The 23,098-nt window shown below is 73.8% G+C and carries 15 protein-coding genes, 1 tRNA gene, 1 rRNA gene and 1 riboswitch; of the genes, 7 read left to right on the top strand and 10 right to left on the bottom strand.

Annotated elements, in window-relative coordinates; genetic code table 11:
• Together AB0M97_RS22805 and AB0M97_RS22800 are read right to left on the bottom strand one after the other, a co-directional pair.
• Nucleotides 1-91: ribosomal RNA gene (locus AB0M97_RS22805) — 16S ribosomal RNA — on the bottom strand; the annotation flags it as partial.
• A 574-nt stretch (nucleotides 92-665) separates the two neighbouring features.
• Nucleotides 666-1,214 (bottom strand): MarR family transcriptional regulator, encoded by a 549-nt coding sequence (locus AB0M97_RS22800; RefSeq protein WP_365962771.1) that lies wholly within the window; start codon nucleotides 1,212-1,214, stop codon nucleotides 666-668.
• Nucleotides 1,215-1,337: 123 nt separating this feature from the next.
• Here AB0M97_RS22800 and AB0M97_RS22795 point away from each other — a divergent pair, with 123 nt between their 5' ends.
• Nucleotides 1,338-2,609 carry an MFS transporter gene (locus tag AB0M97_RS22795; RefSeq protein WP_365962779.1) on the top strand — a complete coding sequence of 424 codons (1,272 nt, stop codon included), beginning with the start codon at nucleotides 1,338-1,340 and terminating at the stop codon, nucleotides 2,607-2,609.
• Between the two features lie 73 nt (nucleotides 2,610-2,682).
• Here AB0M97_RS22795 and AB0M97_RS22790 read toward each other — a convergent pair whose 3' ends face one another.
• From AB0M97_RS22790 to AB0M97_RS22780, 3 genes are all read right to left on the bottom strand, one after another.
• Nucleotides 2,683-3,495, bottom strand: a complete 813-nt coding sequence (locus AB0M97_RS22790) for a methyltransferase domain-containing protein (protein ID WP_365962769.1) — start codon at nucleotides 3,493-3,495, stop codon at nucleotides 2,683-2,685.
• 173 nt (nucleotides 3,496-3,668) lie between these two features.
• Nucleotides 3,669-5,318 (bottom strand): SpoIIE family protein phosphatase, encoded by a 1,650-nt coding sequence (locus tag AB0M97_RS22785; RefSeq protein ID WP_365962768.1) that lies wholly within the window; start codon nucleotides 5,316-5,318, stop codon nucleotides 3,669-3,671.
• A gap of 170 nt (nucleotides 5,319-5,488) precedes the next feature.
• Nucleotides 5,489-6,868 (bottom strand): FAD-dependent oxidoreductase, encoded by a 1,380-nt coding sequence (locus AB0M97_RS22780; protein WP_365962767.1) that lies wholly within the window; start codon nucleotides 6,866-6,868, stop codon nucleotides 5,489-5,491.
• A gap of 376 nt (nucleotides 6,869-7,244) precedes the next feature.
• On the opposite strand from AB0M97_RS22780, the gene AB0M97_RS22775 reads away from it, so the two are divergent.
• Together AB0M97_RS22775 and AB0M97_RS22770 are read left to right on the top strand one after the other, a co-directional pair.
• Complete coding sequence (locus AB0M97_RS22775) at nucleotides 7,245-7,997, top strand: helix-turn-helix domain-containing protein (RefSeq protein WP_365962766.1); 753 nt, start codon at nucleotides 7,245-7,247, stop codon at nucleotides 7,995-7,997.
• Between the two features lie 324 nt (nucleotides 7,998-8,321).
• Nucleotides 8,322-10,244 (top strand): sigma-70 family RNA polymerase sigma factor, encoded by a 1,923-nt coding sequence (locus AB0M97_RS22770; protein WP_365962764.1) that lies wholly within the window; start codon nucleotides 8,322-8,324, stop codon nucleotides 10,242-10,244.
• Nucleotides 10,245-10,332: 88 nt separating this feature from the next.
• Here AB0M97_RS22770 and AB0M97_RS22765 read toward each other — a convergent pair whose 3' ends face one another.
• The gene (locus tag AB0M97_RS22765) at nucleotides 10,333-12,450 is read right to left on the bottom strand and encodes an asparagine synthase-related protein (protein WP_365962763.1); all 2,118 of its coding nucleotides are present in this window, start codon (nucleotides 12,448-12,450) and stop codon (nucleotides 10,333-10,335) included.
• An 888-nt stretch (nucleotides 12,451-13,338) separates the two neighbouring features.
• Between AB0M97_RS22765 and AB0M97_RS22760 the strand changes: the two genes are divergently transcribed.
• The 4 genes from AB0M97_RS22760 to AB0M97_RS22745 all read left to right on the top strand — a co-directional run bounded on the left by AB0M97_RS22760 (nucleotide 13,339) and on the right by AB0M97_RS22745 (nucleotide 18,498).
• Nucleotides 13,339-14,763 (top strand): MFS transporter, encoded by a 1,425-nt coding sequence (locus AB0M97_RS22760; protein ID WP_365962762.1) that lies wholly within the window; start codon nucleotides 13,339-13,341, stop codon nucleotides 14,761-14,763.
• Between the two features lie 82 nt (nucleotides 14,764-14,845).
• Nucleotides 14,846-16,060, top strand: coding sequence for an L-2-hydroxyglutarate oxidase (lhgO, locus tag AB0M97_RS22755; RefSeq protein ID WP_365962761.1), 1,215 nt, complete (start codon nucleotides 14,846-14,848; stop codon nucleotides 16,058-16,060).
• Between the two features lie 207 nt (nucleotides 16,061-16,267).
• Nucleotides 16,268-17,086, top strand: a complete 819-nt coding sequence (trmB, locus tag AB0M97_RS22750; protein ID WP_365962760.1) for a tRNA (guanosine(46)-N7)-methyltransferase TrmB — start codon at nucleotides 16,268-16,270, stop codon at nucleotides 17,084-17,086.
• Between the two features lie 50 nt (nucleotides 17,087-17,136).
• Nucleotides 17,137-18,498 (top strand): PrsW family intramembrane metalloprotease, encoded by a 1,362-nt coding sequence (locus AB0M97_RS22745; protein ID WP_365962759.1) that lies wholly within the window; start codon nucleotides 17,137-17,139, stop codon nucleotides 18,496-18,498.
• A gap of 34 nt (nucleotides 18,499-18,532) precedes the next feature.
• Here AB0M97_RS22745 and AB0M97_RS22740 read toward each other — a convergent pair whose 3' ends face one another.
• From AB0M97_RS22740 to AB0M97_RS22725, 4 genes are all read right to left on the bottom strand, one after another.
• Nucleotides 18,533-19,567 (bottom strand): M23 family metallopeptidase, encoded by a 1,035-nt coding sequence (locus AB0M97_RS22740; RefSeq protein WP_365962758.1) that lies wholly within the window; start codon nucleotides 19,565-19,567, stop codon nucleotides 18,533-18,535.
• Between the two features lie 11 nt (nucleotides 19,568-19,578).
• Nucleotides 19,579-19,736, bottom strand: a riboswitch (cyclic di-AMP (ydaO/yuaA leader).
• A 346-nt stretch (nucleotides 19,737-20,082) separates the two neighbouring features.
• A tRNA-Met gene (locus AB0M97_RS22735) sits at nucleotides 20,083-20,156 on the bottom strand.
• Between the two features lie 48 nt (nucleotides 20,157-20,204).
• Entirely contained in the window at nucleotides 20,205-21,413 is a 1,209-nt protein-coding gene (locus tag AB0M97_RS22730) for an alginate lyase family protein (protein WP_365962757.1), read from the bottom strand.
• Nucleotides 21,414-21,909: 496 nt separating this feature from the next.
• A complete protein-coding gene (locus AB0M97_RS22725; protein ID WP_365962756.1) occupies nucleotides 21,910-23,049 on the bottom strand; it encodes a dihydrofolate reductase family protein in 1,140 nt (379 codons plus the stop codon).
• Nucleotides 23,050-23,098: the final 49 nt, after the last annotated feature.

Genomic DNA, 23,098 nt, shown 5'->3' with positions numbered 1-23,098 from the left:
TAATCCCCACCGAAGTGGTTCATCGTTCGACTTGCATGTGTTAAGCACGCCGCCAGCGTTCGTCCTGAGCCAGGATCAAACTCTCCGTGAATGCTTACCCGTGACCGGGTGACACATCACGAGAGCGGAACAGCCAGGCGGAATGAGCCCGACCGTTCACAGCGTCCTCGCTGTGTATTCTTCAAAGGAACCTCAACCCGATCGGAACCGATCAGGTCGGGGTATCAACATATCTGGCGTTGACTTTTGGCACGCTGTTGAGTTCTCAAGGAACGGACGCTTCCTTTGTACTCACCCTCTCGGGCTTTCCTCCGGGCACTTCCCTTCGGTCTTGCGTTTCCGACTCTATCAGACCCTTTTCTCGGTCTGACCCCCAGTCAGCGGGGTTTGCCTTCCCGGCGGTCGCGCCGTTCCGACGTCTCAAACCTTAGCGGATTCTCTCGGCGATTCCCAAATCGAGGTGATCGGGCCGCAGAGTCCCCACGTCGAATTGAATTCGGGCATGCCGAAATCAATCCCGTTGGGAGATCGCGCTGGTGGTTTGTGTGCCGCTGGTGCGGCGAGAGTGCTGTCGAAGAACCGTTACGGCTCTGCGGCAACCCGAAGAACCCTACAGGTCGACGAGAGGGCTGTCAAGTGGCGCCCGGGGGTCGCTCTCCAGATCTTCAGTCGAGGTCGCTGAGTCGCCCGCCGGCGTCCGGCTGGGCGTGCTCCACCCTGCGCAGCAGCCGGGTGAGGACCTCGCCGAGAGCCGTCCGCTCGTCGGCGGAGAGGTCCTGGAGCAGGTCCTCCTCGAAGACCGTGGCCAGGCGCATCGCCTCCAGCCACTTCTCGCGGCCCTCCTGGGTGAGTTCCACGATGACGCGCACGCGGTTGGACTCGTCCCGCTCCCTGGTGACCAGCCCTTCGGAGACCATGCGGTCGATCCGGTGCGTCATGGCGGCCGGGGTGAGGCCGAGGCGCTTGGCGAGGTCGCCGGGGCCGAGCCGGTACGGGGCGCCGGACAGGACGAGCGCCTTCAGTACCTCCCACTCGGCGTTGGAGATGCCGAGCTCGGCGGTCTGGCGGCCGTAGGCGACGTTCATCCGGCGGTTCAGGCGGGACAGCGCCGAGACGATCTTCTCGACCTGGGGGTCGAGGTCCTGGAACTCGCGCTGGTAGGCGGCGATCTGTTCTTCGAGGGTCGGCTCGCTGAGGCCGGATGGGTCGCCCATGGGCGGCAGTATCGCACGCCGTGACTTTGCCTTGAAGTCCTTCGACGTGTAGTCTTTAGCTTCTAACTTTACCTTCGAAGTCTTCACTCCTAACTACTGAGAGAGGTGAACGTGACCAGGGGCATGGGCGCGGCGATGCGCCGGATCCACGTGGGCAACGCACTCAGCGCGTTCGGGCTCGGCTTCACCGTTCCCTACCTGTACGTCTATGTGGCGCAGGTGCGGGGGCTCGGGGCCGTCACGGCCGGGTTCGTCCTGGCCGTCTTCGCCGTGGCCGCGCTGATCGTGCTGCCGTTCGCCGGGCGGGCCATCGTCCGGCGGGGTCCGTTGCCGGTGCTGCTGCTGGCCCTGGTCACCGCCGCTGTCGGCGCGCTGAGCCTGGGGCTGGCGGGCACGGCCCTCACCGTGCTGCTGGCGGCCGGTGCGCTCGGGGCCGGGCAGGCCGTGATGCAGCCGGCGCTGGCGACGATGATCGTGGACTGCTCGAGTGCGGAGACCCGGGCACGGGCGTTCGCCACGCAGTTCTTCCTGCAGAACCTCGGGCTCGGGCTCGGCGGGCTCATGGGCGGTCACCTCGTCGACACCAGCAGCGCCGCGTCGTTCACCCTGCTGTTCGCGATCGAGGCGGCGATGTTCCTGCTGCTGGTCGTGGTGATGGTGACGGTGCGGATGCCGCACTCGCCGCGGATCGAGGGGACTCCCGGGTCCGGCCGGGGCAGCTGGAAGGCGCTGCTCGGCAACCGGGCCATGGTGCAGCTGTGCGTGCTGGGCTTCGTGCTGTTCTTCGCCTGCTACGGGCAGTTCGAGTCGGGCCTGAGCGCGTACGGCGTGGAGGCCGCGGGGATTTCGACGTCCGCGCTGGGTACGGCGCTGGCGGCGAACACGCTGGTGATCGTGGTCGCGCAGTTCGCCGTGCTGAGGTTCGTCGAGCGGCGCCGTCGGTCCCGTGTGATCGCGGGCGTCGGGCTGATCTGGGCGCTCGCGTGGGCGGTCGCCGCGTATGCCGGGCTGGGCAACGGCAGTCAGGAGATGGCGACGGCCGCGTTCGTCTCGACGTACGCGCTGTTCGGGCTGGGTGAGGCGATGCTGTCGCCGACGCTCGCGCCGCTGGTCGCCGATCTGGCGCCGGCCGGGCTCGCCGGGCAGTACAACTCCGCCTTCGCGCTGGTGAAGCAGCTCGCGTTGGCCGTCGGGCCGGCGGTGGGCGGGCCGCTGGGGGCCTCGCTGCACGCGCCGTACGTCATGATGTTCCTGTTGTTCTCGCTGGGGATCACGGTGCTGGCGTTGCGGCTGGGTCGGGAGCTGACCGCCGTACAGGACCGGCCGTGGGCGGGGAAGAGTCGTGTGGTCGCGCGCGGTGGGGCGCCCGCGGAGCCGGTGGGCGCGGACGCGTGAGGCCGGGACGGCGCGGCGGGCCGGCCGTCATCTTCGGGTGACGGCCGGCCCGCTTGCCGTTCCGGGCCGGGGTTCAGCGTTTCGCCGTGGCGAGGGTCGCCGTGAAGGGGACGGTCGCCGAGCCGTCGGGTGCGGTGTACTCGGCGAGGCGGTCCGCGATCGTGCGGCCCGCGGCGGCGAGGGCCTCGTCGCCGTGCTCGTCGGCCGGCCGCCGGCCCCAGGGCACGGCCGAGAGGTGGGCGGCGGCGAACTCGGCCAGGGACGGGAAGGTGACGCCGAAGCTGACCTCGCGGGTCGTCACCTCCGCGAAGCCCGCCGCCTCCAGGGCGGCGGTGATGCCCTCGGGCGGGCAGGAGAACGCGAGGCCGATGGCGGCCGGGTCCTGGCCGTCGTACTCCGCGAGGACCTCGTACTGGGCCGACAGGTACGGGGAGCGTTCGCGCGCGGCCCAGACGGTGGCCGCGAACCGGCCGCCCGGGCGGGTCACGCGGGCGGCCTCGCGCAGGGCCGCGTCGAGGTCGGGGAAGAACTGGGCACCCTGCTGGCAGACGACCGCGTCGAAGGTGGCGTCGGCGTAGGGCAGCCGGTCCGCGGGGGCGGCGGCGAACTCGATGTCGGGGTACTGGCGGGGGTGGTGGGCGGCGGCCACCCGGAGCATCCCCTCGTTGAGGTCGGTGGCGCAGACGTGGCCGGTGGGGCCGACGTGCGCGGCGGCGATGCGGGCGACGAAGCCGGTGCCGCAGGCGAGGTCGAGGACGGTCTCGCCGGGGCAGAGGTCCACGGCGTCCAGGAGTGCGGTCACGAAGGGCGCCATGATCGGCGCGGCGTACTGCTCGTAGCGCTCGGGGGCGCTGCCGGTGAGGTGAAAGCCCGATGCGTCTGCCATGTGGTGCTAGTAGCACCGGGGGGCGCGTTCGCCTAGGTGGCGCGCGGAGGGGAGACGTCCGGTGTGGTCCGTTCCAGCCGTTTCCCCGTCTTCCTCCGTTTCCCCGTCTTCCTCCGTTTCCCCCGTCCTGTCCTTTCTGCGTTTCTCGCTCCTCGGCTGCCTACCCCGCCTCGTCAGCCCGTGCCGCGCGGCAGGGCGAATTCGCACCAGACGGCCTTGCCGCCGCCGGGGGTTCGGCGGCTGCCCCAGTTGGAGGCGATGGTGGCGATGATGGCGATGCCCCGGCCGGTCTCGTCGGCGGGGTCGGCGCGGCGGCGGCGCGGCAGGTGGTCGTCGCCGTCGGTGACCTCGACGATGAGGCGGCGGTCGGTGCGGCGCAGTCGCAGCCGCATGGGGGGCGTGCCGTGCTGGAGGGAGTTGGCGACGAGTTCGCTGGCGGCCAGGACGCCCAGGTCGTGCAGGTCGGTCGGGAAGCGCCAGCTGGTCAGGACGCCGGAGGCGAAGGCACGCGCGCGGGGGGCGGCCTCGACGCCGCCGAGCAGGTCGAGCGCGGCGTTGCGGAAGAGGTCGCTGTCGGGGCCGGTGCGGGCGGGGTGCTGGAGGACGAGGACGGCCACGTCGTCGTCGTGGTCGGCGGTGACGCCCGCCGAGCGGACCAGGCGGTCGCAGACGACCTGGGGCGTGCCGGTCGCGCCGGCCAGGGCGCGCTCCAGGGCGGCGATGCCCTCGTCCAGGTCTTCGTTGCGCCGCTCGACCAGGCCGTCGGTGTAGAGGACGGCCGTGGAACCGGCGCCGAGCGGGAGCGAGCCGGAGGCGTGCATCCAGCCGCCGGTGCCGAGCGGCGGGCCGGTCGGTTCGTCGGCGCGCTGCACGGCGCCGCTCTCGTCCCGGACGAGGATGGGCAGGTGGCCCGCCGAGGCGTACACGAGCCGTCCCTCGTTGGGATCGTGGACGGCGTACGCGCACGTGGCGATCTGGTTGGCGTCGATCTCCGTGGCGAGGCCGTCGAGAAGCTGGAGGACCTCGTGCGGGGGCAGGTCGAGGCGGGCGTAGGCACGGACGGCCGTGCGGAGCTGGCCCATGACGGCGGCGGCGCGGACGCCTCTGCCCATGACGTCGCCGATGACGAGGGCGGTGCGGCCGCCGCCGAGGGTGATGACGTCGTACCAGTCGCCGCCGACCGCGGCCTCGGTGCCGCCGGGGTGGTAGGTGGCGGCGATGCGCAGGTCGTCGGGTTCTTCGAGGTCCTGCGGGAGGAGGGAGCGCTGGAGGGTGACGGCGGTCTCGCGCTGGCGGCGTTCGCTCGCGCGCAGGCGCTCGGCGGCTTCGGCGTGGTCGGTGACGTCGGTGGCGAAGACGAGGACGCCGCGGCCGGAGGCGCATTCGGTGACGGGCGTGCAGGTGAAGGTGTAGGAGCGGCCGTCGGGGGCTTTGCGGGACTTGACCGTGCGGGGCTTGGCGCTGCGCAGCACCTGGTCGAGGAGGGGCAGCAGGCCGAGCTCCTTCAGCTCGGGGAGGGTGTCGCGCGCGGGCGCGCCGAGCGGGCGGGCGCCGAAGGCCGCGGTGTAGGCGTCGTTGACGTAGGCGATGCGGTGGTCGGGGCCGTGCAGGAGGGCGACGAGGGCCGGGACGCGATCGAGGACGTCACGGACGGGCAGTTCGTCGACGGCGGGCATGGCCGGTGTGCCGTCGGTGAGCTGTTCGGCGCGGGCGGCGGGTACGGCGCCCTCTCCCCGCCGGTCCGGGGAGAGCGGGTGTTCGGTCCGCGCGGCGGCGCGGCGCTGTGTTCCGGGGAGCCGGGCGCTCCAGCGCGTGAAGTTCACGGATCCTTGCCTCGTGTCGTCGTGGGCGGCCGGCACCGGAACCGGCCGGGGCCCGGGGGCCGCGCGGGGCGGGCGGCGGCCCGCCCACGGTGGTGGACCAGTCTGGCAGTGTGCCGCCCGGGCCGACATCCGTCAGACGTCTGCCCGGCCGGTGGAGTTCCTGGCTCCGGTCAGGACGACCCCTTCGGGTTCTGCGGGGGGCGTTGAGAAGGCTTTCCACCGGCCGCGAGTTCGAACTCCGCCCGGGGGTGTTCGAGTGAACCCAGGGAGACGATTTCCCTCTTGAAGAGGCCGGACAGGGTCCATTCGGCCAGTACGCGCGCTTTGCGGTTGGCGGTGGGGACCCGGCTGAGGTGGTAGGAGCGGTGCATGAACCAGGCGGGGTAGCCCTTGAGCCTGCGGCCGTAGATCTGCGCGACGCCCTTGTGCAGGCCCAGGGAGGCGACCGAGCCTGCGTACTTGTGCGCGTACGTCTCCAGGGGTTCGCCGCGCAGTGAGTGGACGATGTTGTCGCCGAGGACCCTGGCCTGGCGGACGGCGTGCTGGGCGTTGGGGGCGCATTCCGTGCCGGGTTCGCGCGCGGTGACGTCCGGGACGGCGGCGGCGTCTCCGGCTGCCCACGCGTGCGTGACGCCCTCGACGGCCAGCTCGGCGGTGCACCTGAGCCGGCCCCGCCCGGTCAGCGGCAGGTCGGTGGAGGCGAGGAGGGGGTGAGGCTTCACGCCCGCCGTCCAGACGACCGTGCGGGTGGGGAAGCGGGCGCCGTCGCTGAGGACGGCGACGCGGTCGGCGCACGAGGTGAGGCGGGTGCCGAGGCGTACGTCGATGTTGCGGCGGCGCAGTTCGGTGACCGTGTAGCGGCCCAGCTCCTCGCCGACCTCGGGCAGGATGCGGTCCGTGGCCTCGACGAGGATCCACTTCATGTCGTCGCGTGTGACGTTGTGGTAGTGGCGGGCGGCGTAGCGCGCCATGTCCTCCAGCTCGCCGAGCGCCTCCACGCCCGCGTAGCCGCCGCCGACGAAGACGAAGGTGAGGGCGGCGTCGCGGACCGCGGGGTCGCGGGTGGAGGAGGCGATGTCGAGCTGCTCGATGACGTGGTTGCGCAGGCCGATGGCCTCCTCCACGGTCTTGAAGCCGATGCCGTGGTCGGCGAGGCCGGGGACCGGCAGGGCGCGGGAGACGGAGCCGGGCGCGAGGACGAGTTCGTCGTAGGTCAGGCGCCGGGCGCCGGTGCCCTCCTCCTCGGTGGCGAGGGTGGTGATGGTGGCGGTGCGCGCCGTGTGGTCGATGGTCCGGGCCTCGCCGATGACGACGTTGCACTGGCCGAGGACGCGGCGCAGGGGGACGACGACGTGCCGTGGGGAGATGGAGCCGGCCGCCGCCTCCGGCAGGAAAGGCTGGTACGTCATGTACGGGTCCGGCGTGACGACCGTGATCTCGGCCAGGCCCTGCCGCAGTTCCCGCTTCAGCTTGCGCTGGAGCCGCAGGGCCGTGTACATCCCGACGTAGCCGCCGCCGACAACGAGAATGCGCGCAGGTTCCTTCACCATCCCATGACGCACCGGCCGCTTGCGTTTGTCCACAGCCTCGGCGATTTGTGTGACCGGCAGTCCGTGCGGACGGTGGCTGGCCGGTTTCCGTACGATCCGTGAAGCCCGCAGGTCAGCCGGGGTGAACCGGGGTGCGAACGGTGAGGCATGGGGGACGTGTGCGACCCGTACCCCGATCGGGGGGCGCTCCGTGCGGAACCTGCCCCTTCTGAATTGACTCCCTCTCAACTATGTTCGTGTCTTGACGGGGTGTAGGGGGATGCGCTCCTCGGGTCCGCGACGGGCGGGCGCGAGTGAACCGGGCCTGTTCCGCCGGCCCCGGCTTCGATGGCGGGGAGAGTCTCCGGGGGGAGACGTCATTACCGGGGGAATGCGTATGCATGTTCAGGACTCTCACTGGTCGTCCGCGATGGCGGCAGGCGGTTCGGGGAGCGCCGCGACGGCCGACGGACGAGTGGACGGGGCACGCACCACACCGCTGCGGGTGGACGCGCAGCGCAATCTGGAGCATGTGCTGCGCGCGGCGCGCGAGGTCTTCGGCGAGCTGGGTTACGGGGCGCCGATGGAGGACGTGGCGCGGCGCGCGCGGGTCGGCGTGGGCACGGTGTACCGGCGCTTTCCGAGCAAGGACGTGCTGGTCCGGCGGATAGCCGAGGAGGAGACCTCGCGGCTGACCGACCAGGCGCGCGCGGCGCTCGGCCAGGAGGACGAGCCGTGGTCGGCGCTCTCCCGTTTCCTGCGTACGTCGGTGGCGTCGGGCGCCGGGCGGCTGCTGCCGCCGCAGGTGCTGCGGGTCGGCGTGGCGGAGGAGCAGGCCGGCGGCGGCGTGTCCGACCACACGCGTGTGCCGCAGCAGCGGACGCAGCCGGGCGCGGCCGAGCTGCGGCTGGTGCCGGAGGAGCCGGTGGCCGGCGAGGACGACACCGGGGCGGCGGCGCTGCTGGAGGTGGTGGGCCGGCTCGTGGAGCGGGCGCGCGCGGCGGGCGAGCTGCGGCCGGACGTGTCGGTCTCGGACGTCCTGCTGGTGATCGCGACGGCGGCGCCCTCGCTGCCGGACCCGGCACAGCAGGCGGCGGCGTCCGCGCGGCTGCTCGACATCCTGCTGGAGGGTTTGCGCTCGCGCGCGTGACGCCGCCATGGCCTTCGTCCGCCTGGTAGAGGTGCGGGCCCGCGCGCGTGACCGCCGCACCGGCGTGACGCACAGCCCCGGATGCCCGTCGGCCCGCGCTCGCGCGCGTGACCGCCACGGCGTTCCCCGCGTCCCGGGCCGCGGTGTCAACCGGCCGCCAGTACGGGCCAGTTGGTCTCCCGGCGGCACGGCGTTCACGGCCGGACTGCGCCAAAACCCCTCGGACGGGTGGATGTCGGTTCGGGACGGCCCTGGCCAAAGGCTGATGTGGCACGCTGAGCCGGTGTTCGGGAGTGGTCGGTCGGGCGGCGGGGGCGTTCCGCGATGAGCGTTGAGGAGCAGGGCGAGTCACCCGGTGACGGCGGCACGGGGCCCGACGGCCCGCCGCCGCAGGTGGCGAGTCAGGGGGGACGCGCGGGAGCGCCGCAGGGCGAAGACGCGGACCGGAGCAGCGCGGGTGACGCCGGCCGGAGCAGCGTGCCCGCGCAGCGGGACCGGCGGGAGGACAGCGTCCTGCCGCCGCCGCGGCAGATGCCGTCGTCCGACGCCGAGCTGATCGAGCGGATGCGCTCGGGCGACGACACGGCCTACGAGGAGTTGTTCCGGCGCCACGCGGACGCGGTGCGCCGGTACGCCCGTACCTGCTGCCGTGACGCCCACACCGCCGACGATCTGACGGCCGAGGTGTTCGCCCGCATGCTCCAGGCGGTGCGCGGCGGATCGGGACCGGAGCACGCCGTACGCGCGTACCTGCTCACCAGCGTGCGGCGGGTGGCCGCGGGCTGGACGCGGTCGGCGAAGCGGGAGCAACTCGTCGACGACTTCGCGCTCTTCGCCACGCAGGCGGTCCGGGCCGCCGAGGTGGCGGACGACGACACGCTGGGCCTGGGCGCCGACGTGCGGGCCATGCAGGAGGCCGAGCGGTCGATGGCCGTGCGGGCCTTCCGGTCGCTGCCCGAGCGGTGGCAGGCCGTGCTGTGGCACACGGAGATCGAGGACGAGTCGCCGAGCGAGGTGGCCACGCTGTTCGGCCTGGACGCCAACGGCACGCGCGTGCTCGCCAGCCGCGCCCGCGAGGGCCTGAAGCAGGCCTACCTCCAGGCCCACGTCAGTGAGACGCTCGCCGGCGACGAGGAGTGCGCGCGCTACGCCGACCAGCTCGGCACGTACGCCCGCGGCCGACTGCGCACGCGGGCCGAACGGGGTCTGCGCAAGCACCTGGACGAGTGCGCCAAGTGCCGGCTGGCGGCGAGCCAGATCGAGGAAGTCGCCGGCAGCATCCCCGCCGTCGTCCCGATCGCCGTCATCGGCTGGTTCGGCGCCGCGGGTTACGCCAAGGCCGCCGGTCTCGTCGCCGGGGGCGCGGGAGCGGGCGCGGCCGGCGCGGCGGGCGCGGCCGGCGCGGCGGGCGCGGCCTCAGCGGCGGGCGGCGGCTCGTCCGGCGCGGGCGGTGCGGCCTCCGAGGGCCTGGGCGCCCCGGTCAAGGCGGGCATCGCGGCGGGCGTGGTCGGGGTGGCGGCGGCCGTCGTGGCCCTGGCCCTGGTGGGCGGCGAGCAGCCCCCCGAGAAGCCGCGGGCCAAGCCCCCGGTGTCGGCACCCGCGGCCCAGCCGGAGGCCCCGGCTCCCGTACCCCCCGCCCCCCCGACCCCCGAGCCGCCCCCGCCCGCAACGGCCCCGAAGCCGCAGCCCACACCGACCCCGACCCCCACTCCCACCCCGAGGCCGACCCCGGCCCCCACCGCCCCTTCGACGCCCACGCCCACACCCACCCCGACGACGAGGCCGACGCCACCCCCACCGCCCCCTCCGCCGCCGACCACGTACCAGTGGAGCGAACTGCGCTACGACATCACCGGCGACGGAACGGCACCCGAGATGCGGATGGCCGACAGCACCTGGGTGTGGCAGCGCCAGGGCCTGTCGATCGCCGGCCGGCCGTACGCGCACGGGGTGACGGTCCAGGGCAGCTCGTCGGTCACGATCGACCTCCACCGCTCGTGCACGTCGTACGACGCGATGGCCGGTGTGGACGACATGACGATGAAGCTCGGCACGGTCTCCTTCTCCGTCCACGGCGACGGCGTCCAGCTGTGGAAGTCGGAGCGCGTCAAGGGCGGCGACCCGGCGGTCCCGGTCCATGTGAACATCTCGGGCCGGAAGACCCTGCGCCTGGTCGTGGAGCCGCACAGCCACCTGGACACCGTGGCACTGGCGAACTGGGCGCAGTCGACGTTCGTGTGCTCCTGAGCCGCGCGAAGACCTACCGGCAGCGCGTACGGCGGGAAGAACGGGAAGAGGACGCGGGACACGGTGAGAGGCACGCCCCCAGCGACCCCTACCGGGCGATTCCGGCGGCCCCGCGTCCTCCCGTGCCCAGCGCGCCCCGCTGCGGGGCGATCCCCCCGGGCACGGCACGCTGCCGCGCGGGCGTCCCCGTCCAGCAGGTTCCCCGCCGTGCCAGCAGCCGCCGCAGCCACAGTTCCAGGGACACGAGGTCCGCGAGTCCGTCCAGGGGCAGCGGCTCCCCCGCGGCGGCCCCGCGCACGGCCTTGCGCACGACCCGTGCCTCGACCAGCCCCGCCTCGGCCAGCAGCGGCGTGTCGAACAGCTCCACCAGCGAGTCCGCGGCGACCCGCAGCCCCGTACGCGTGGCGGCGGCCGCCGTGGCGAAGCTCGGCGCGCCCCACCCGGCCGGCAGCTCCCTCACCCCGGCCCCCTCCAGCACGGTCCGCAGGATCGCCGCCCGCGCCCCGGGCTGCACCCGCAGCGCCTCGGGCAGCGCCCGGCACGCCCGTACGACCTGGTTGTCGAGGAACGGCGTGTGCAGCCGCTGCGAGCGGATCTCCGCCGCCTGTTCCAGGATCCGCAGGTCCGCCGCGTACCGCGCCAGCGCCGCGCGCGCCCGGTAGTCCCCCGGACGCTGCTCCGGCCCGACCCCGGACCGGTGCGTCGACGCCTGGAGCCGAACCGATACTTCAGCCAGCGCCTCCCCCGTCAGCCAGCGCGCGGCCGGGCCCGGCCGGCCCCAGCTGAGCGCGGCGAGCGAGGCTCCGACGGCGCCCCCGGGCTCGTCGAACCGGCGCCGCATGAGGCTCTCGGCGAGGGCTTCGACCCCGGCCCGGTACGGCGTGCGGGCCAGCCGCCGTACCGCCGCGTACACGCGCGCGGGGACGAGCACGGACCCGTCCGCCTTCGTCAGCGCGGCGAGCGGCCGCACGAGGTGGCGCCGCTTGCGGTCCATCAGCAGGTCGGCCAGGCGCGCGGGGTGCGCGTCCAGGACCTGCCGCGCCCCGTACCCGGTGAAGTGGTCCGCGCTGCCGGCCGCGAGCCGCGCCCGGTGCCGGGCGGCGGTCACCAGGCTCGGCCCGGGTTCGTCGGTGAGCGGCCCGTCGAGGTCGAGGTACGGCAGGGTCCCCTCGCCGCCGGGCACCACCACGTGGTGCAGGCGCGGGTTGGCCGCGAGCGCTCCCGCCCGCTCCAGTTCGGCCTCGCGCCCCTCGACGGCGAGGTCGTTGAAGGTGACGGCCAGCAGCCGCTCCCCGGCGCCCGTGCCGTGTCCGAGCACGGTCCCCGGCATGCCCGGGAGCCCGGCGGCGAGCAGGGCGAGCGTGGCGGAGGCGGGGCCGCCGGACAGGTCGGCGCCGATGCCGGCGACCGGCATGCCGCGCGCGGCGCGCCGCTCGGCGGGCCCCATGCCGGGCACGGGACCGGGGTCGATGTCGGCGCCGGGGACGTGCCGGGGCGCGGACAGCCGGGTGCGTACGGATTCCACGAGCGCGTCGCGGACGGCGTCCACGGCGCTGTCGGGGTCGGTCGGCGCCGCCGCGACGGCGAGGGAGGCGACGGGCTCGTACCCGGCGACTTCGCGCGCCCCGGCGCGCAGGATCAGCGCGTGCCCCGGCGGAATGCGCCGCACGCCGTCGTACGGGGTGGAGTCGTGCAGCACGGCGGGTACGTCGGGGGTGGCGAGCAGCGCGGCGAGGTGCCCGAAGTCGAGGTTGGCCTCGATGAGGTCGGCGAGCGGGAGCGCGGCGGTCGCGTAGGCGGTGCCGCCGGCCCAGGGGGTGTAGAACACCGGCCTGGCGCCCGCGAGATCGCCGCACACGGTGACGCGTCGGCCGACCTGGACGATGGCCGTGTAGCTGCCGGGCCAGGCGGTCAGATGGCGAAGTGCCCCGCCGCGCGCGGCGAACAGGCCGACGCGCAGTTGTTCGTCGGAGGCGCCGCAGGTGCCGAGGACGGCGACGCGGGTCTGGGGGTCGGCCTCGACGATGCGCACCTCGTCGGGCCGCCAGTCGCCGACGGCCCACAGCGGGTCGGGGTCGCCCCACAGGAGCTGGGAGCCCACCGGGTGGAGGGACTCGCCGTCGGTTCCGGCGCCGACGGCCGGGCCCGCGGAGCCGGAACCGACGGCTCCCGCGGCGGTGCTGCTCCATCCCACCAACCACCGCATCGACGCCTCCACAGGCTGTGGACGAACAGTGCACCGTATGAACTGGTGCACCATGCTGCCATGAAGGAGGCGTGGCGGAGCGGCGGCGGAGCCGCACGGGGACGTGCGAGCGCGCCGCGGCGGCTGGTCGGGGCCGGGACGGGGAGCTGCCCGAAGCGCCGGTACGGCGTCGCTCCCGGGCGCCGCACCGGCTCCCGCGCGGCGGTCCACCGAACGCCACGCACACGAGGCGCAACCGCGACGCGTACGGCCGCCGCCGTGCCCACGGGCCGCGAGCCGCCCCGCGGACGCCCCTGGACCCCGTAAGGCCTTCGCGCGGTTTCCGTACGGCCGTCGCACGGCCCCGCGCGGATCCTGCGCGACACCCACAGGGGCGACACGAATGCGCCCCATTCTGCGCCCCTGAAAACTCCCTTCGCGCCCTCAAGTGCTGTGGTGAACGGGCAGATTACCTCGGACACCGAGGGTCGACTTTCGGCCAAATTGGCGCAGCACGGCCTGGTGTGCGCACACTCCGTGCAGGCTCTGCGCACAACCCGGCGGGCGCACGGTCCGGGAGGCGCAGCACGCCCCCCGGACCGTTCCGCCACCCGCGGGGATGAAGGCGGCGGTATCCCCCAGCCCGCTGGACCCAGTACAGCGGGCCGACCCACGCGAAACCATGGAATCGCTCCCGCACGGGCCACAGGAGAGCGCACGCACGGGCGCACGGCCACACACCAGGGGCACGCGGCAACGGGCCGTACGGCACCCGCACTTCAGTACGGACCACAATCCCGCCATCCGGAACATCGCCTCTTAACGCTTGGGATGCGGCGAACTACGCTGGGTTTACGAATGCCGCGTGGGTATGCCAGCGCGGCAGCCGTCTGTGTCGAGGGGTGGCGCATGTCCAGGGAGCAACGCGGGCCGAACGAAAAACTCGGCACCGTTCTCGCCCTCGCGGGAATCTCGAACGCGGGCCTCGCCCGGCGCGTCAACGACCTCGGCGCGCAACGGGGCCTGACTCTTCGCTACGACAAGACGTCGGTGGCGCGCTGGGTGTCGAAGGGCATGGTGCCGCAGGGCGCCGCGCCGCACCTGATCGCCGCCGCCATCGGCCAGAAGCTCGGCCGGCCGGTGCCGCTCCACGAGATCGGGCTGGCGGACGCCGACCCCGCGCCCGAAGTGGGCCTCGCCTTCCCGCGCGACGTCGGGCAGGCGGTGACGTCCGCGACGGAGCTGTACCGTCTCGACCTCGCCGGCCGCCGCGCCGGCTCGGGCGGCATCTGGCAGTCGCTCGCCGGCTCGTTCGCCGTCAGCGCGTACGCCACACCCGCCTCACGGTGGCTGATAACCCCGGCCGACAGTTCGGTCGCGCGGGACGCGAACCCCGCCGAGGGTTCCGGCGCACCGATCAAAGTCGGCCACAGCGACGTACGCAAGCTGCGCGAGGCCGCCGAGGACGCCAGGCGCTGGGACTCCAAATACGGAGGCGGCGACTGGCGTTCTTCCATGGTTCCCGAGTGCCTGAGGGTCGAGGCCGCACCGCTGCTGCTCGGCTCCTACTCCGACGAGGTCGGCCGGGCCCTGTTCGGCGCGAGTGCCGAACTGACGCGCCTGGCGGGCTGGATGGCGTTCGACACCGGCCAGCAGGAGGCCGCCCAGCGCTACTACATCCAGGCCCTGCGCCTCGCCCGGGCCGCCGCCGACGTCCCCCTCGGGGGTTACGTACTGGCCTCCATGTCCCTCCAGGCCACCTACCGCGGCTTCGGCGACGAGGGCGTCGACCTCGCCCAGGCCGCCCTGGAACGCAACCGCGGCCTCGCCACGGCCCGCACCATGAGCTTCTTCCACCTCGTCGAGGCACGCGCGCACGCACGCGCGGGCGACGCCCACGCGGCGGGCGGCGCCCTCAAGGCCGCCGAGAGCTGGCTGGAGCGGGCCCGCCCCGGCGACCACGACCCGTCCTGGCTCGGCTTCTACTCCTACGACCGGTTCGCCGCGGACGCCGCCGAGTGCTACCGCGACCTGAAGGCGCCCCGCCAGGTCCGCCGCTTCACCGAGCAGGCGCTGTCGAAGCCGACCGAGGAGTTCGTCCGCTCGCACGGGCTGCGCCTGGTCGTCTCGGCGGTCGCGGAGCTGGAGTCCGGCAATCTGGACGCGGCGTGCGAGCAGGGCGTACGGGCCGTGGAGGTGGCCGGACGCATCTCGTCGGCCCGCACCACGGAGTACGTCAAGGACCTGCTGCACCGGCTGGAGCCGTACGGCGACGAGCCGCGCGTGGTCGAGCTGCGCGAGCGCGCCAGGCCGCTGCTGATGGCCCCGGCCTGACCGGCGGGGTCCGTGCCGCCTCCCGGGTTTGAGGCCGTTGTCAGTGGCGCAGTGCACTATCGAACCCGGGAGGTGGTGGCAGGTGCGGCCGGAGATCGACTGTGACGTGCTGGTGATCGGTGGCGGAATCGTCGGCCTGGCGACGGCGTACGCGATCACCCGCGCCGCTCCGGGCACGCGCGTGACGGTCCTGGAGAAGGAGCCGGGCCCGGCCCGCCACCAGACGGGCCGCAACAGCGGCGTCGTGCACAGCGGCATCTACTACCGGCCGGGCTCCCTCAAGGCGCGGTACGCGGTCCGCGGCGCCACCGAGATGATCAAGTTCTGCGCGGAGTACGGCATCGCGCACGCCGTCACCGGCAAGCTGATCGTGGCGACCGAGCGCGCCGAGCTGCCCCGCCTGCACGCACTCGTGCAGCGCGGGCGGGAGAACGGCATCGCGGTGCGGGAACTGGGCGCGGCCCAGATCGCCGAGTACGAGCCGCAGGTGCGGGGCCTGGCGGCCATACACGTCGGGACGACCGGCATCTGCGACTACGGCGAGGTGGCCCGCCGCCTGGCCGAGGCGTCCGGCGCCGACATCCGCTACGGCGCCCGGGTCGTCCGCGTCGACCGGCGCCCCAGCCGCGGCGTGGCCGTCCTGACCGCCGCCGGGGACGTCGTGCGCGGCAGGGTGCTGGTCAACTGCGCGGGGCTGTACTGCGACGAGATCGCCCGCCTGACCGGCGACGACCCCGGCATGCGGATCGTGCCCTTCCGCGGCGAGTACTACGAGCTGGCCCGCCCCGAGCTGGTGTGCGGCCTGGTGTACCCGGTGCCGGACCCGGCGTTCCCGTTCCTCGGCGTCCACCTCACCCGCGGCATCCACGACGAGGTCCACGTCGGGCCGAACGCGGTCCCGGCACTGGCCCGCGAGGGCTACGACTGGGCGACCGTCCGCCCCCGCGAGCTGGGCGGGACGCTCGGCTGGCCGGGCTCCTGGGCGATCGCCCGCCGGCACTGGCGGTACGGGGCGGGCGAGCTGCGCCGCTCCCTGTCGAAGAAGGCGTTCACGACCGCCGTGCAGCGGCTCCTGCCCGCCGTCACGGAGGCGGACCTCCGACCCACCGCGGCCGGGGTGCGCGCCCAGGCGGTGCTCCGGGACGGCACGCTGGTGGACGACTTCCTGATCCAGGAATCGGTCCACGCCGTCCACGTACTGAACGCGCCCTCCCCGGCGGCCACGGCGTCCCTGCCGATCGGCCGGGAGGTGGCCCGCCGGGCCCTGGCCGCCCTGACCGCGGCGGACACCCGCTGACCCCGAAAACGGCCACCCGCTGACCCCGAGTGCGCCGGCCACCCGCCGGCCCCGAATGCGCCAGGCACCCGCCGGCCCTGGACACGCTCCCAGCCCCGGACGCGCCGGCCACCCTCCCTCGGCCCCGGCCGCCTGGGACACCTGTCGGCGGCAGGGCGGAACCGGCCCCGGGGCTTTCCGTAAAATCGACGTACTGTGTCTGACTCCGTGAACTCCCCAGAAGCCCCCCGGTCCGCCCCCGGGGCCCCGCCCCGCCCTGCCCGGCCCAAGGGCGGGCCCCGCTTCCCGGACGGGCCGAGGGCCGACCCCGCCGGGTCGCACTTCGAGCGGCGGATCCGGAGCTTCCAGCCGCGCCGCAGCCGCGTGACCGCGGGCCAGGCGGACGCCCTGCAGCGGCTGTGGCCCACGTGGGGCCTGGACATCGACGGGCACGGCGTCATCGACCTCGCCGAGCTGTTCGGCAACGACAACCCGGTCGTCCTGGAGATCGGCTTCGGCATGGGCGAGGCCACGGCGCAGATGGCCGCCGCCGACCCGGCCACCAACGTCCTCGCCGTGGACGTCCACACCCCCGGCCAGGGCAATCTGCTGAACCTCGCCGACCACAAGGGCCTGTCCAACGTCCGCGTCGCCAACGGCGACGCGATCATCCTGCTCCGCGAGATGCTCGCCCCCGCCTCGCTGGCCGGACTGCGCGTCTACTTCCCGGACCCCTGGCCGAAGAAGCGGCACCACAAGCGGCGCCTGATCCAGCCGGAGTTCCTGACGCTGGCCGCGTCCCGGCTGAAGCCCGGCGCGATCGTGCACTGCGCGACCGACTGGGAGCCGTACGCGGAGCAGATGCTCGAGGTGCTCACCGCGCACCCCGAGTTCGAGAACACCCGGCCCGACGGCGGTTTCGCGCCCCGTCCCGCGTTCCGTCCGCTGACCCGTTTCGAGGGCCAGGGACTGGAGAAGGGACATGTCGTGAACGACCTGCTGTTCCGTCGCGTACAGCACGAAGACCGACCCACCGCCGGCGCCTGAGCCCGCCCCTTCCCCGCGGGCGGCGCCCTTTCCTCGTTAGGGTCCTTGCCGTGGCCACCTGTCCCCCGTACCCGACGCCCCCGAGCGGTCCCGCCGGCGGCGCACTGCGGCACGCGCACTGGTGGCAGCGCGGGTGGGTGCGTTACGGAGCGCTGAGCACGCTCCTCGCGCTGTCCGGGCTCGTCATCCTCGCCCTGGTCCGCGAACAGACCGGCACCGAGGGCTTCCTGGTCGGACTCGGCCTCGCGGTCCTGCCGGTGCCGCTGCTCGTCGCCGCGTTCCGCTGGCTGGACCGGGTCGAGCCGGGGCCCTGGCGGAACCTGGTGTTCGCGTTCGCCTGGGGGGCGTGCGCGGCGGCGCTGATAGCGATCGTCGCCAACAGCTTCGCCACCAGATGGATAGCGACGGCGACCGCCGACCCGTCGAGCGCCGACATTCTCGGGGCGACCGTGATAGCGCCGGTCGTGGAGGAGAGCGCCAAGGCCGCCGCCGTCCTCCTCGTGTTCCTGTTCCGCAGACGGGACTTCACCGGCATCCTCGACGGCGTGGTGATAGCCGGGGTCACCGCCACCGGCTTCGCGTTCACCGAGAACATCCTCTACCTCGGCACCGCCTTCGGGACCGACCAACTCACCGGCGACAGCGGCCTCGCCTCCGTCACCGCGGCGACCTTCTTCGTCCGCATCGTCATGTCGCCCTTCGCGCACCCGCTGTTCACGGTCCTCACCGGCATCGGCTTCGGCATCACCGCACTCTCCGCCGACCACCGGCTGCCGCGGCGCGTGGCGCTGCCGCTGACCGGGCTGCTGCTCGCGATGGGCATGCACGCGTTCTGGAACGGCTCCACGACGTTCGGCCGGTTCGGGTTCATCGCCGTGTACGCCGCATTCATGGTGCCCGCGTTCGGGCTGCTGACGTGGCTGGTGATCTGGACCCGCCAGCGCGAACTGCGCACCGTGCGGACCGAACTGCCCGCCTACGCGGTCGCGGGCTGGCTGACGCCCCCGGAGCCGTTCGCGCTGGGCTCGATGCGGGCCCGCCGGATCGCGCGCACGTACGCGCGCCGGCACGCCGGGAAGGCAGCGGCGCGGGACGTGGCCCGGTACGAGGCGTACGCGACGTCGCTGGCGTTCCTGCGGCACCGGGGACGGCGGGGCAAGGCCGGCGCCGGCTTCGCGGCCCGGGAGCGCGAGCTGCTGAACGAGCTGTGGGCCCGCCGGGACGCCGCCCGCCCGGCCCTGGAGTACGCGGCCCGGGTCACGGCGCCGCCCGTCCCGGTGCACCTGCCGCCGGCGCCGTACGCACCACCGTGGCCGATGCACGGCCCGGCCACGCACGGCCCCACCGCGTACGGTCAGGCGGCGTACGGCCAGGCCGCGCCGTATCCCGCGTACAACCCCTACCAGTCGTAACCGGGTTCCTCAGGAGCGTCCCGGGGGTGGTCCCTCAGGGGTTGAGGCCCTTGCTGCGCAGCCAGGCCAGCGGGTCGATGCCACTGCCGGCGCCGTCCGGGTGGACCTCCATGTGGAGGTGGGCCCCGGTGACGTTGCCGGTGGCGCCCACGCGGCCGATGACGTCACCGGTGGTGACCTTCTGGCCGACGCTGACGTTGATGGACGACTGGTGGCAGTACCAGATCTCCGTGCCGTCCTCGAGGGTGAGGACGGTGCGGTAGCCGTAGGAGCCGGCCCAGCCCGCCTCGGTGATCGTGCCCGTGTGGACGGCCTTGAGGAGCGTGCCGGTGGGCGCGGCGAAGTCGGCGCCGGTGTGGTAGCCGGAGGACCACATCGCGCCGGCCTGGCCGTAGACGGAGCTGATGGTGTACGAGGACAGCGGCATCGCGTACTGGCGGGCCAGCTCGGCGAGCCGCTCGGCCTCGGCCTTCTTGCGGGCCTCCTCCTCGGCCTTCGCCTTGGCGGCGGCGGCCTTCTCCCGGGCCTCCTTCTCCGCCTTGGCCGCGGCCTCGGCGGCGGCCTTCTCGGCGGCTTCGACGGCGGCCTGGGCGGCCTTGCTGTCGGCCTGGTTCTGCTGCTGCTCGGCCTGCGCCATGATCCGGGCCCGCAGCGCCTCACCGGCGTCGGCGGTGCCCTGGTCGGCGGTGGCGGCGTAGGCGACGCCCACACCGCTGAGCGGGGTGGCGCTGCCCTCGGGGGTGTCGTCGTCCGAGATGAGGGAACCCATGTTGGGCAGGTCCGGCATGGAGATCGACACCGGCGGCTTGCCGGTCTGCGCGGTGGCCATGCCACCCGCGCCGACGGCGGCTATGACGCCGACGCCGAGAACCGTGGAGCTGCGGGCGAGCCCGCCGCCGCGCTGCTTGGCGACGCGATGCCTGCCGCGTACCGGGCGGATGGACTCCTCGGTGGGGTTCCACTCCTCGAACGGGCCTTCGTCGCTGCGGTATTCGCCGTAACCGAAGGTGTCGGCGGTGCGCTGTCCGGGCACGAACGGGGCCTCGGGGGCAGGCGTGTTGGACGCCACGTGGGCGTACTCCTTTCCTTCCTTCTCGCCTACCGGGTTAGCTGACGGGTTCGGAGCAGGAAGGTCTCCTACGCGCGTATATCCGTCGTGCTGCCACGAGGACCTACGCGCGATTCACCCCAGGGTGTTGGTTCCCCGGTTCCCTTGCGGAATTCGGCGCGTGAGCACGGAGCCGCCTTCTGTGACGGCTGGGACGACCGCGCTGCGTTATCGAACGTTAATAGACTCGGGGCGTGGATTCCAAGCTGTTCCTCTTGATCATTAACGAACCCTGGGCAGACTTATCCGGCACGACCGGCGAAAATCGGGCGAGTTGACAGCCCCGCGAACCCCTCGGGCAAACATCCCGAACCCCAAAAGAAATCTGACGTTGCATCAGTTGTTGTCGCAGGGGGACGAGCCGATCACGGTATGTGAGTGGAGGGAGTCCTCGGTACGTGGCGCAGGACGTCGGGCTCGGGCTGGAAAAACACCGAGGGCCGGAACCCTTCCGGATTCCGGCCCTCGGCCTTCAGTAGCGGGGACAGGATTTGAACCTGCGACCTCTGGGTTATGAGCCCAGCGAGCTACCGAGCTGCTCCACCCCGCGTCGTTGTGACTCCAGTGTACGTCATCCACGGAGCGCCGGGCGCCAGGGTTATCCGGCGGGCCGCTCCCCCCGCTTCGCCACGTGGGTGAGGGTCTCCCAGGCCACGAACAGGTTGTCCGTCCCGGCGGGCCGCGCCCCGGCCGTGAGCCGGCGCGCGCCCGGAACGGATGCGCCGAGCCGGTCCTGAAGGTGGTGCAGGGCGACGTCCAGGCCGGGGCCCACGCCGTTGCCCGCCTTGCCGACGCTGCCGCCCGCCGCGCCGCGGCCGGTCCGGCCGCCGCACCGCGCCGCGGACGCGGGCTTGCCCTGCCGGTGGCGGGCGTGCAGGGCGAGCGCGGCCGTCAGCCGGTCCTCGACCTCGCCGTACAGGTCGACGCCCTGGTGCCAGGCGGTCTCGGCGATGTGGGAGGTGGCGGCGATGCCCCGGCCGGCTCGCCGCAGGTCGCGGCAGGTGTCCTGCGTGACGCCGCTCTTCCCGGAGAAGTAGGCGGGCACGCGGGCACGGAAGCGCCGCAGCGCCCGGTCGAACGCCTCGTGGTCCTCCAGGAACACGGCGATGGAGATCGCCGCGTCGGTCATGACGAGGTCCTGGCTGCCGCTGCCGTCCGGGGCCTTCCGGCTGACGGCGGGCAGGTGGACGCTGCGCAGCATGTCCTCGAAGCGCCGCACGCGCTCGGCGGGCCAGCCCGCGTCCGGCGTGTGCCGCACCAGCTCCGCGGCCCGCGCCCAGGTGGAGGCGGCCCACCCGGCGTCCTGGATGCCGTGCCCCTTCAGCCTGGCGGACCAGGCGTCCATGATCTCCCTGGCCTTGACGGCGTGCTGCCGCTTGCCGGTGACCGTGAACAGCAGGGCCTGGGTGTACGCGGCGATCGCGTCGGCGCGCTCCTCGGCGCATCCGCCCCCGGACCGCCCGCCCGCGGCGCAGATGACGGTCTCGCGGGGCTCGGGCCGGTACTTGTACGAGCCGTACTTGCTGTCCCGCATGTCGAGGTACGCCTTCAGCCACGGCTGCCTGCCCGCGGTCACGTTCTCCCGTACGACGGCCAGCTGGTCCTCGCCGACGAGGACGCCCGGGTGCGTGAAGTCGGCGTCGGCGGGCAGGGCGCGGGCCATGGTCCGGCCGTCCGGCCCCGAGGTTCCGCAGGAGGCGACGAGGGCGGCGGCGAGGGGCAGGGCGAGAAGCGCGGCGACGCGACGGCGACGGCCGACGGGCGGCCTGTCGGGCCCGGCACGATTCCCGGAACGACCCGGCCCCACGGAGCCCACCGCGTCCCCCTGGCCCCCTGACCCCGCTGACACCATCACGACTCCCTCCGCGTCACCGTGTGTGCCGGTCCACTGGCAGCGTGACGCGGCGACGGGCGGGCCGCAGGATCTGATGGGCCGAAGGGAGTGGGGCGGGGCCGGACGCGCGGCGGACGGGACGGGCGGGAGCCCAGCGCGGCCGATCCGGAGCCGGGCGGGCCTTCGGGGAGCCGGGCACGGTCGGTTGTGGCGGGCGCGGCCGGAGGGGAGCCGGGCGAAACCGGATGTCAGACAGGCGGGGTCGAGCTGGAGTCGGGCGCGACCGCCCCGGAGCCGAGCGGGGAGGCTGGCACGGTCGGACGTCAGGCAAGCGGGGCCAACCCGGAGCCGCGCGGGGCCGGACGGGAACCGGGCGAGCCGGACGTCTGAAAGGCGGAGCCGACCCGGAGGCGAGCGCGGCCTGATGTCAGGCTGGCGCGGCCTGATGTCAGGCTGGCGGGGCCGGGCGTCAGCCGGGCGGAGCCGGCAAGTGCCGGTTGGGCCTCCTGGCCCGCTCCTCGTACTCCGGCAGTACGACGACGTCGGCGCCCCCGGCCGCGAGCACCCCGCTGCCGTCGGCGCCCGCCACGAAGGTGTCCGGCTCCCGCCAGGCCGTCACCACCCGGCGTACGCCGGCGTCGAGGATCAGCCGGGCGCAGGGCCGGGGCCGGGAGGCGCGGCGGGCGCAGGGTTCGAGGCTGCTGTAGACGGTCGCGGAGGCGAGCCTCGGGTCGGCGGGGTCGAGCTTCCCGAGGGCGGCCTCCTCGGCGTGTACGACGGGATCGCCGGCCTCCCGCGAGTAGCCGCGCGCGAGTTCGGTCCCGTCGGCGGCGACGACCACCGCCCCCACGCTGAACGCGGTCGTGGAGGGCGGGCACCGCTGCGCCAGGTCGCAGGCCAGGGCGAGCCAGTGCCGGTCGGCGGCGGACGGCAGGTCGCCGGTGCCGGGTGCGGTGGGCTCGTAGCGCGTGAGGACGACGTCCGCGATGCGCCGGCTCTCCACGAGGCGGAGCCGGCCGCGCTGGTAGCCGCCGGGCCCGAACAGGCGGGGTGCGTCCGGGTCGCCGACGAGGATCGGGGCGAGGACGAGCTGGAGTTCGTCGGCGAGGCCCTGCTGGAGGAGCTGGGTGTGGACGGTGCCGCCGCCCTCCACCATGAGCCGCTCGACGCCGCGCACGTCGTGCAGGTGCTCCAGCAGCGCGCGCCAGTCGAGGCGCGGGCCGAGCGGGACGACGTCGGCGGCGGGGGCGAGCCGCCGGGCCCGGACGGCTCCCTCGTCGGTCGTGTAGAGGACCTTGTCGCCGCCGGTCTGCCAGAAGTGGGCCGCCGGGTCGAGGTCGCCGGACCCGCTGACGGTGACCTTGAGGGGGAACTCGGGCCGCCCCGCGGCGATCCGCGCGGCGCGGCGCTCGGGCGAGTTGACCAGCAGCCGGGGGTTGTCGGCGCGGATGGTCCCGGCGCCGACGAGGATCGCGTCGGCGGACGCCCGCACCTCGTCGACCCGGTCGAAGTCGGCCGGACCCGACAGCAGCAGCCGCTCGGGGCCGGTGTCGTCCAGGCAGCCGTCGAGGGAGACGGCGGCGGACAGCAGGACGTACGGCAGAGGCATGGGCACCATTGTGGAACGACAGAGCCCCGGCTCGGACCTGCCGAGCCGG

Origin of the sequence: Streptomyces sp. NPDC051207 (assembly GCF_040682395.1) — a bacterium.
Taxonomy (GTDB): Bacteria; Actinomycetota; Actinomycetes; order Streptomycetales; family Streptomycetaceae; genus Streptomyces.
The sequence above is the reverse complement of the archived record's forward strand: the minus strand, read 5'-3'. Positions and strand labels throughout refer to the sequence as shown.

Bases quoted from the DNA above. Each gene is read 5' to 3' on its own strand.
- AB0M97_RS22800 (WP_365962771.1), bottom strand. From the start codon at position 1,214: ATGGGCGACCCATCCGGCCTCAGCGAGCCGACCCTCGAAGAACAGATC.
- AB0M97_RS22770 (WP_365962764.1), top strand. From the start codon at position 8,322: ATGAGCGTTGAGGAGCAGGGCGAGTCACCCGGTGACGGCGGCACGGGG.
- AB0M97_RS22765 (WP_365962763.1), bottom strand. From the start codon at position 12,450: ATGCGGTGGTTGGTGGGATGGAGCAGCACCGCCGCGGGAGCCGTCGGT.
- AB0M97_RS22760 (WP_365962762.1), top strand. From the start codon at position 13,339: ATGTCCAGGGAGCAACGCGGGCCGAACGAAAAACTCGGCACCGTTCTC.
- AB0M97_RS22780 (WP_365962767.1), bottom strand. From the start codon at position 6,868: ATGGTGAAGGAACCTGCGCGCATTCTCGTTGTCGGCGGCGGCTACGTC.
- AB0M97_RS22725 (WP_365962756.1), bottom strand. From the start codon at position 23,049: ATGCCTCTGCCGTACGTCCTGCTGTCCGCCGCCGTCTCCCTCGACGGC.
- AB0M97_RS22790 (WP_365962769.1), bottom strand. From the start codon at position 3,495: ATGGCAGACGCATCGGGCTTTCACCTCACCGGCAGCGCCCCCGAGCGC.
- AB0M97_RS22795 (WP_365962779.1), top strand. From the start codon at position 1,338: ATGGGCGCGGCGATGCGCCGGATCCACGTGGGCAACGCACTCAGCGCG.
- AB0M97_RS22775 (WP_365962766.1), top strand. From the start codon at position 7,245: ATGCATGTTCAGGACTCTCACTGGTCGTCCGCGATGGCGGCAGGCGGT.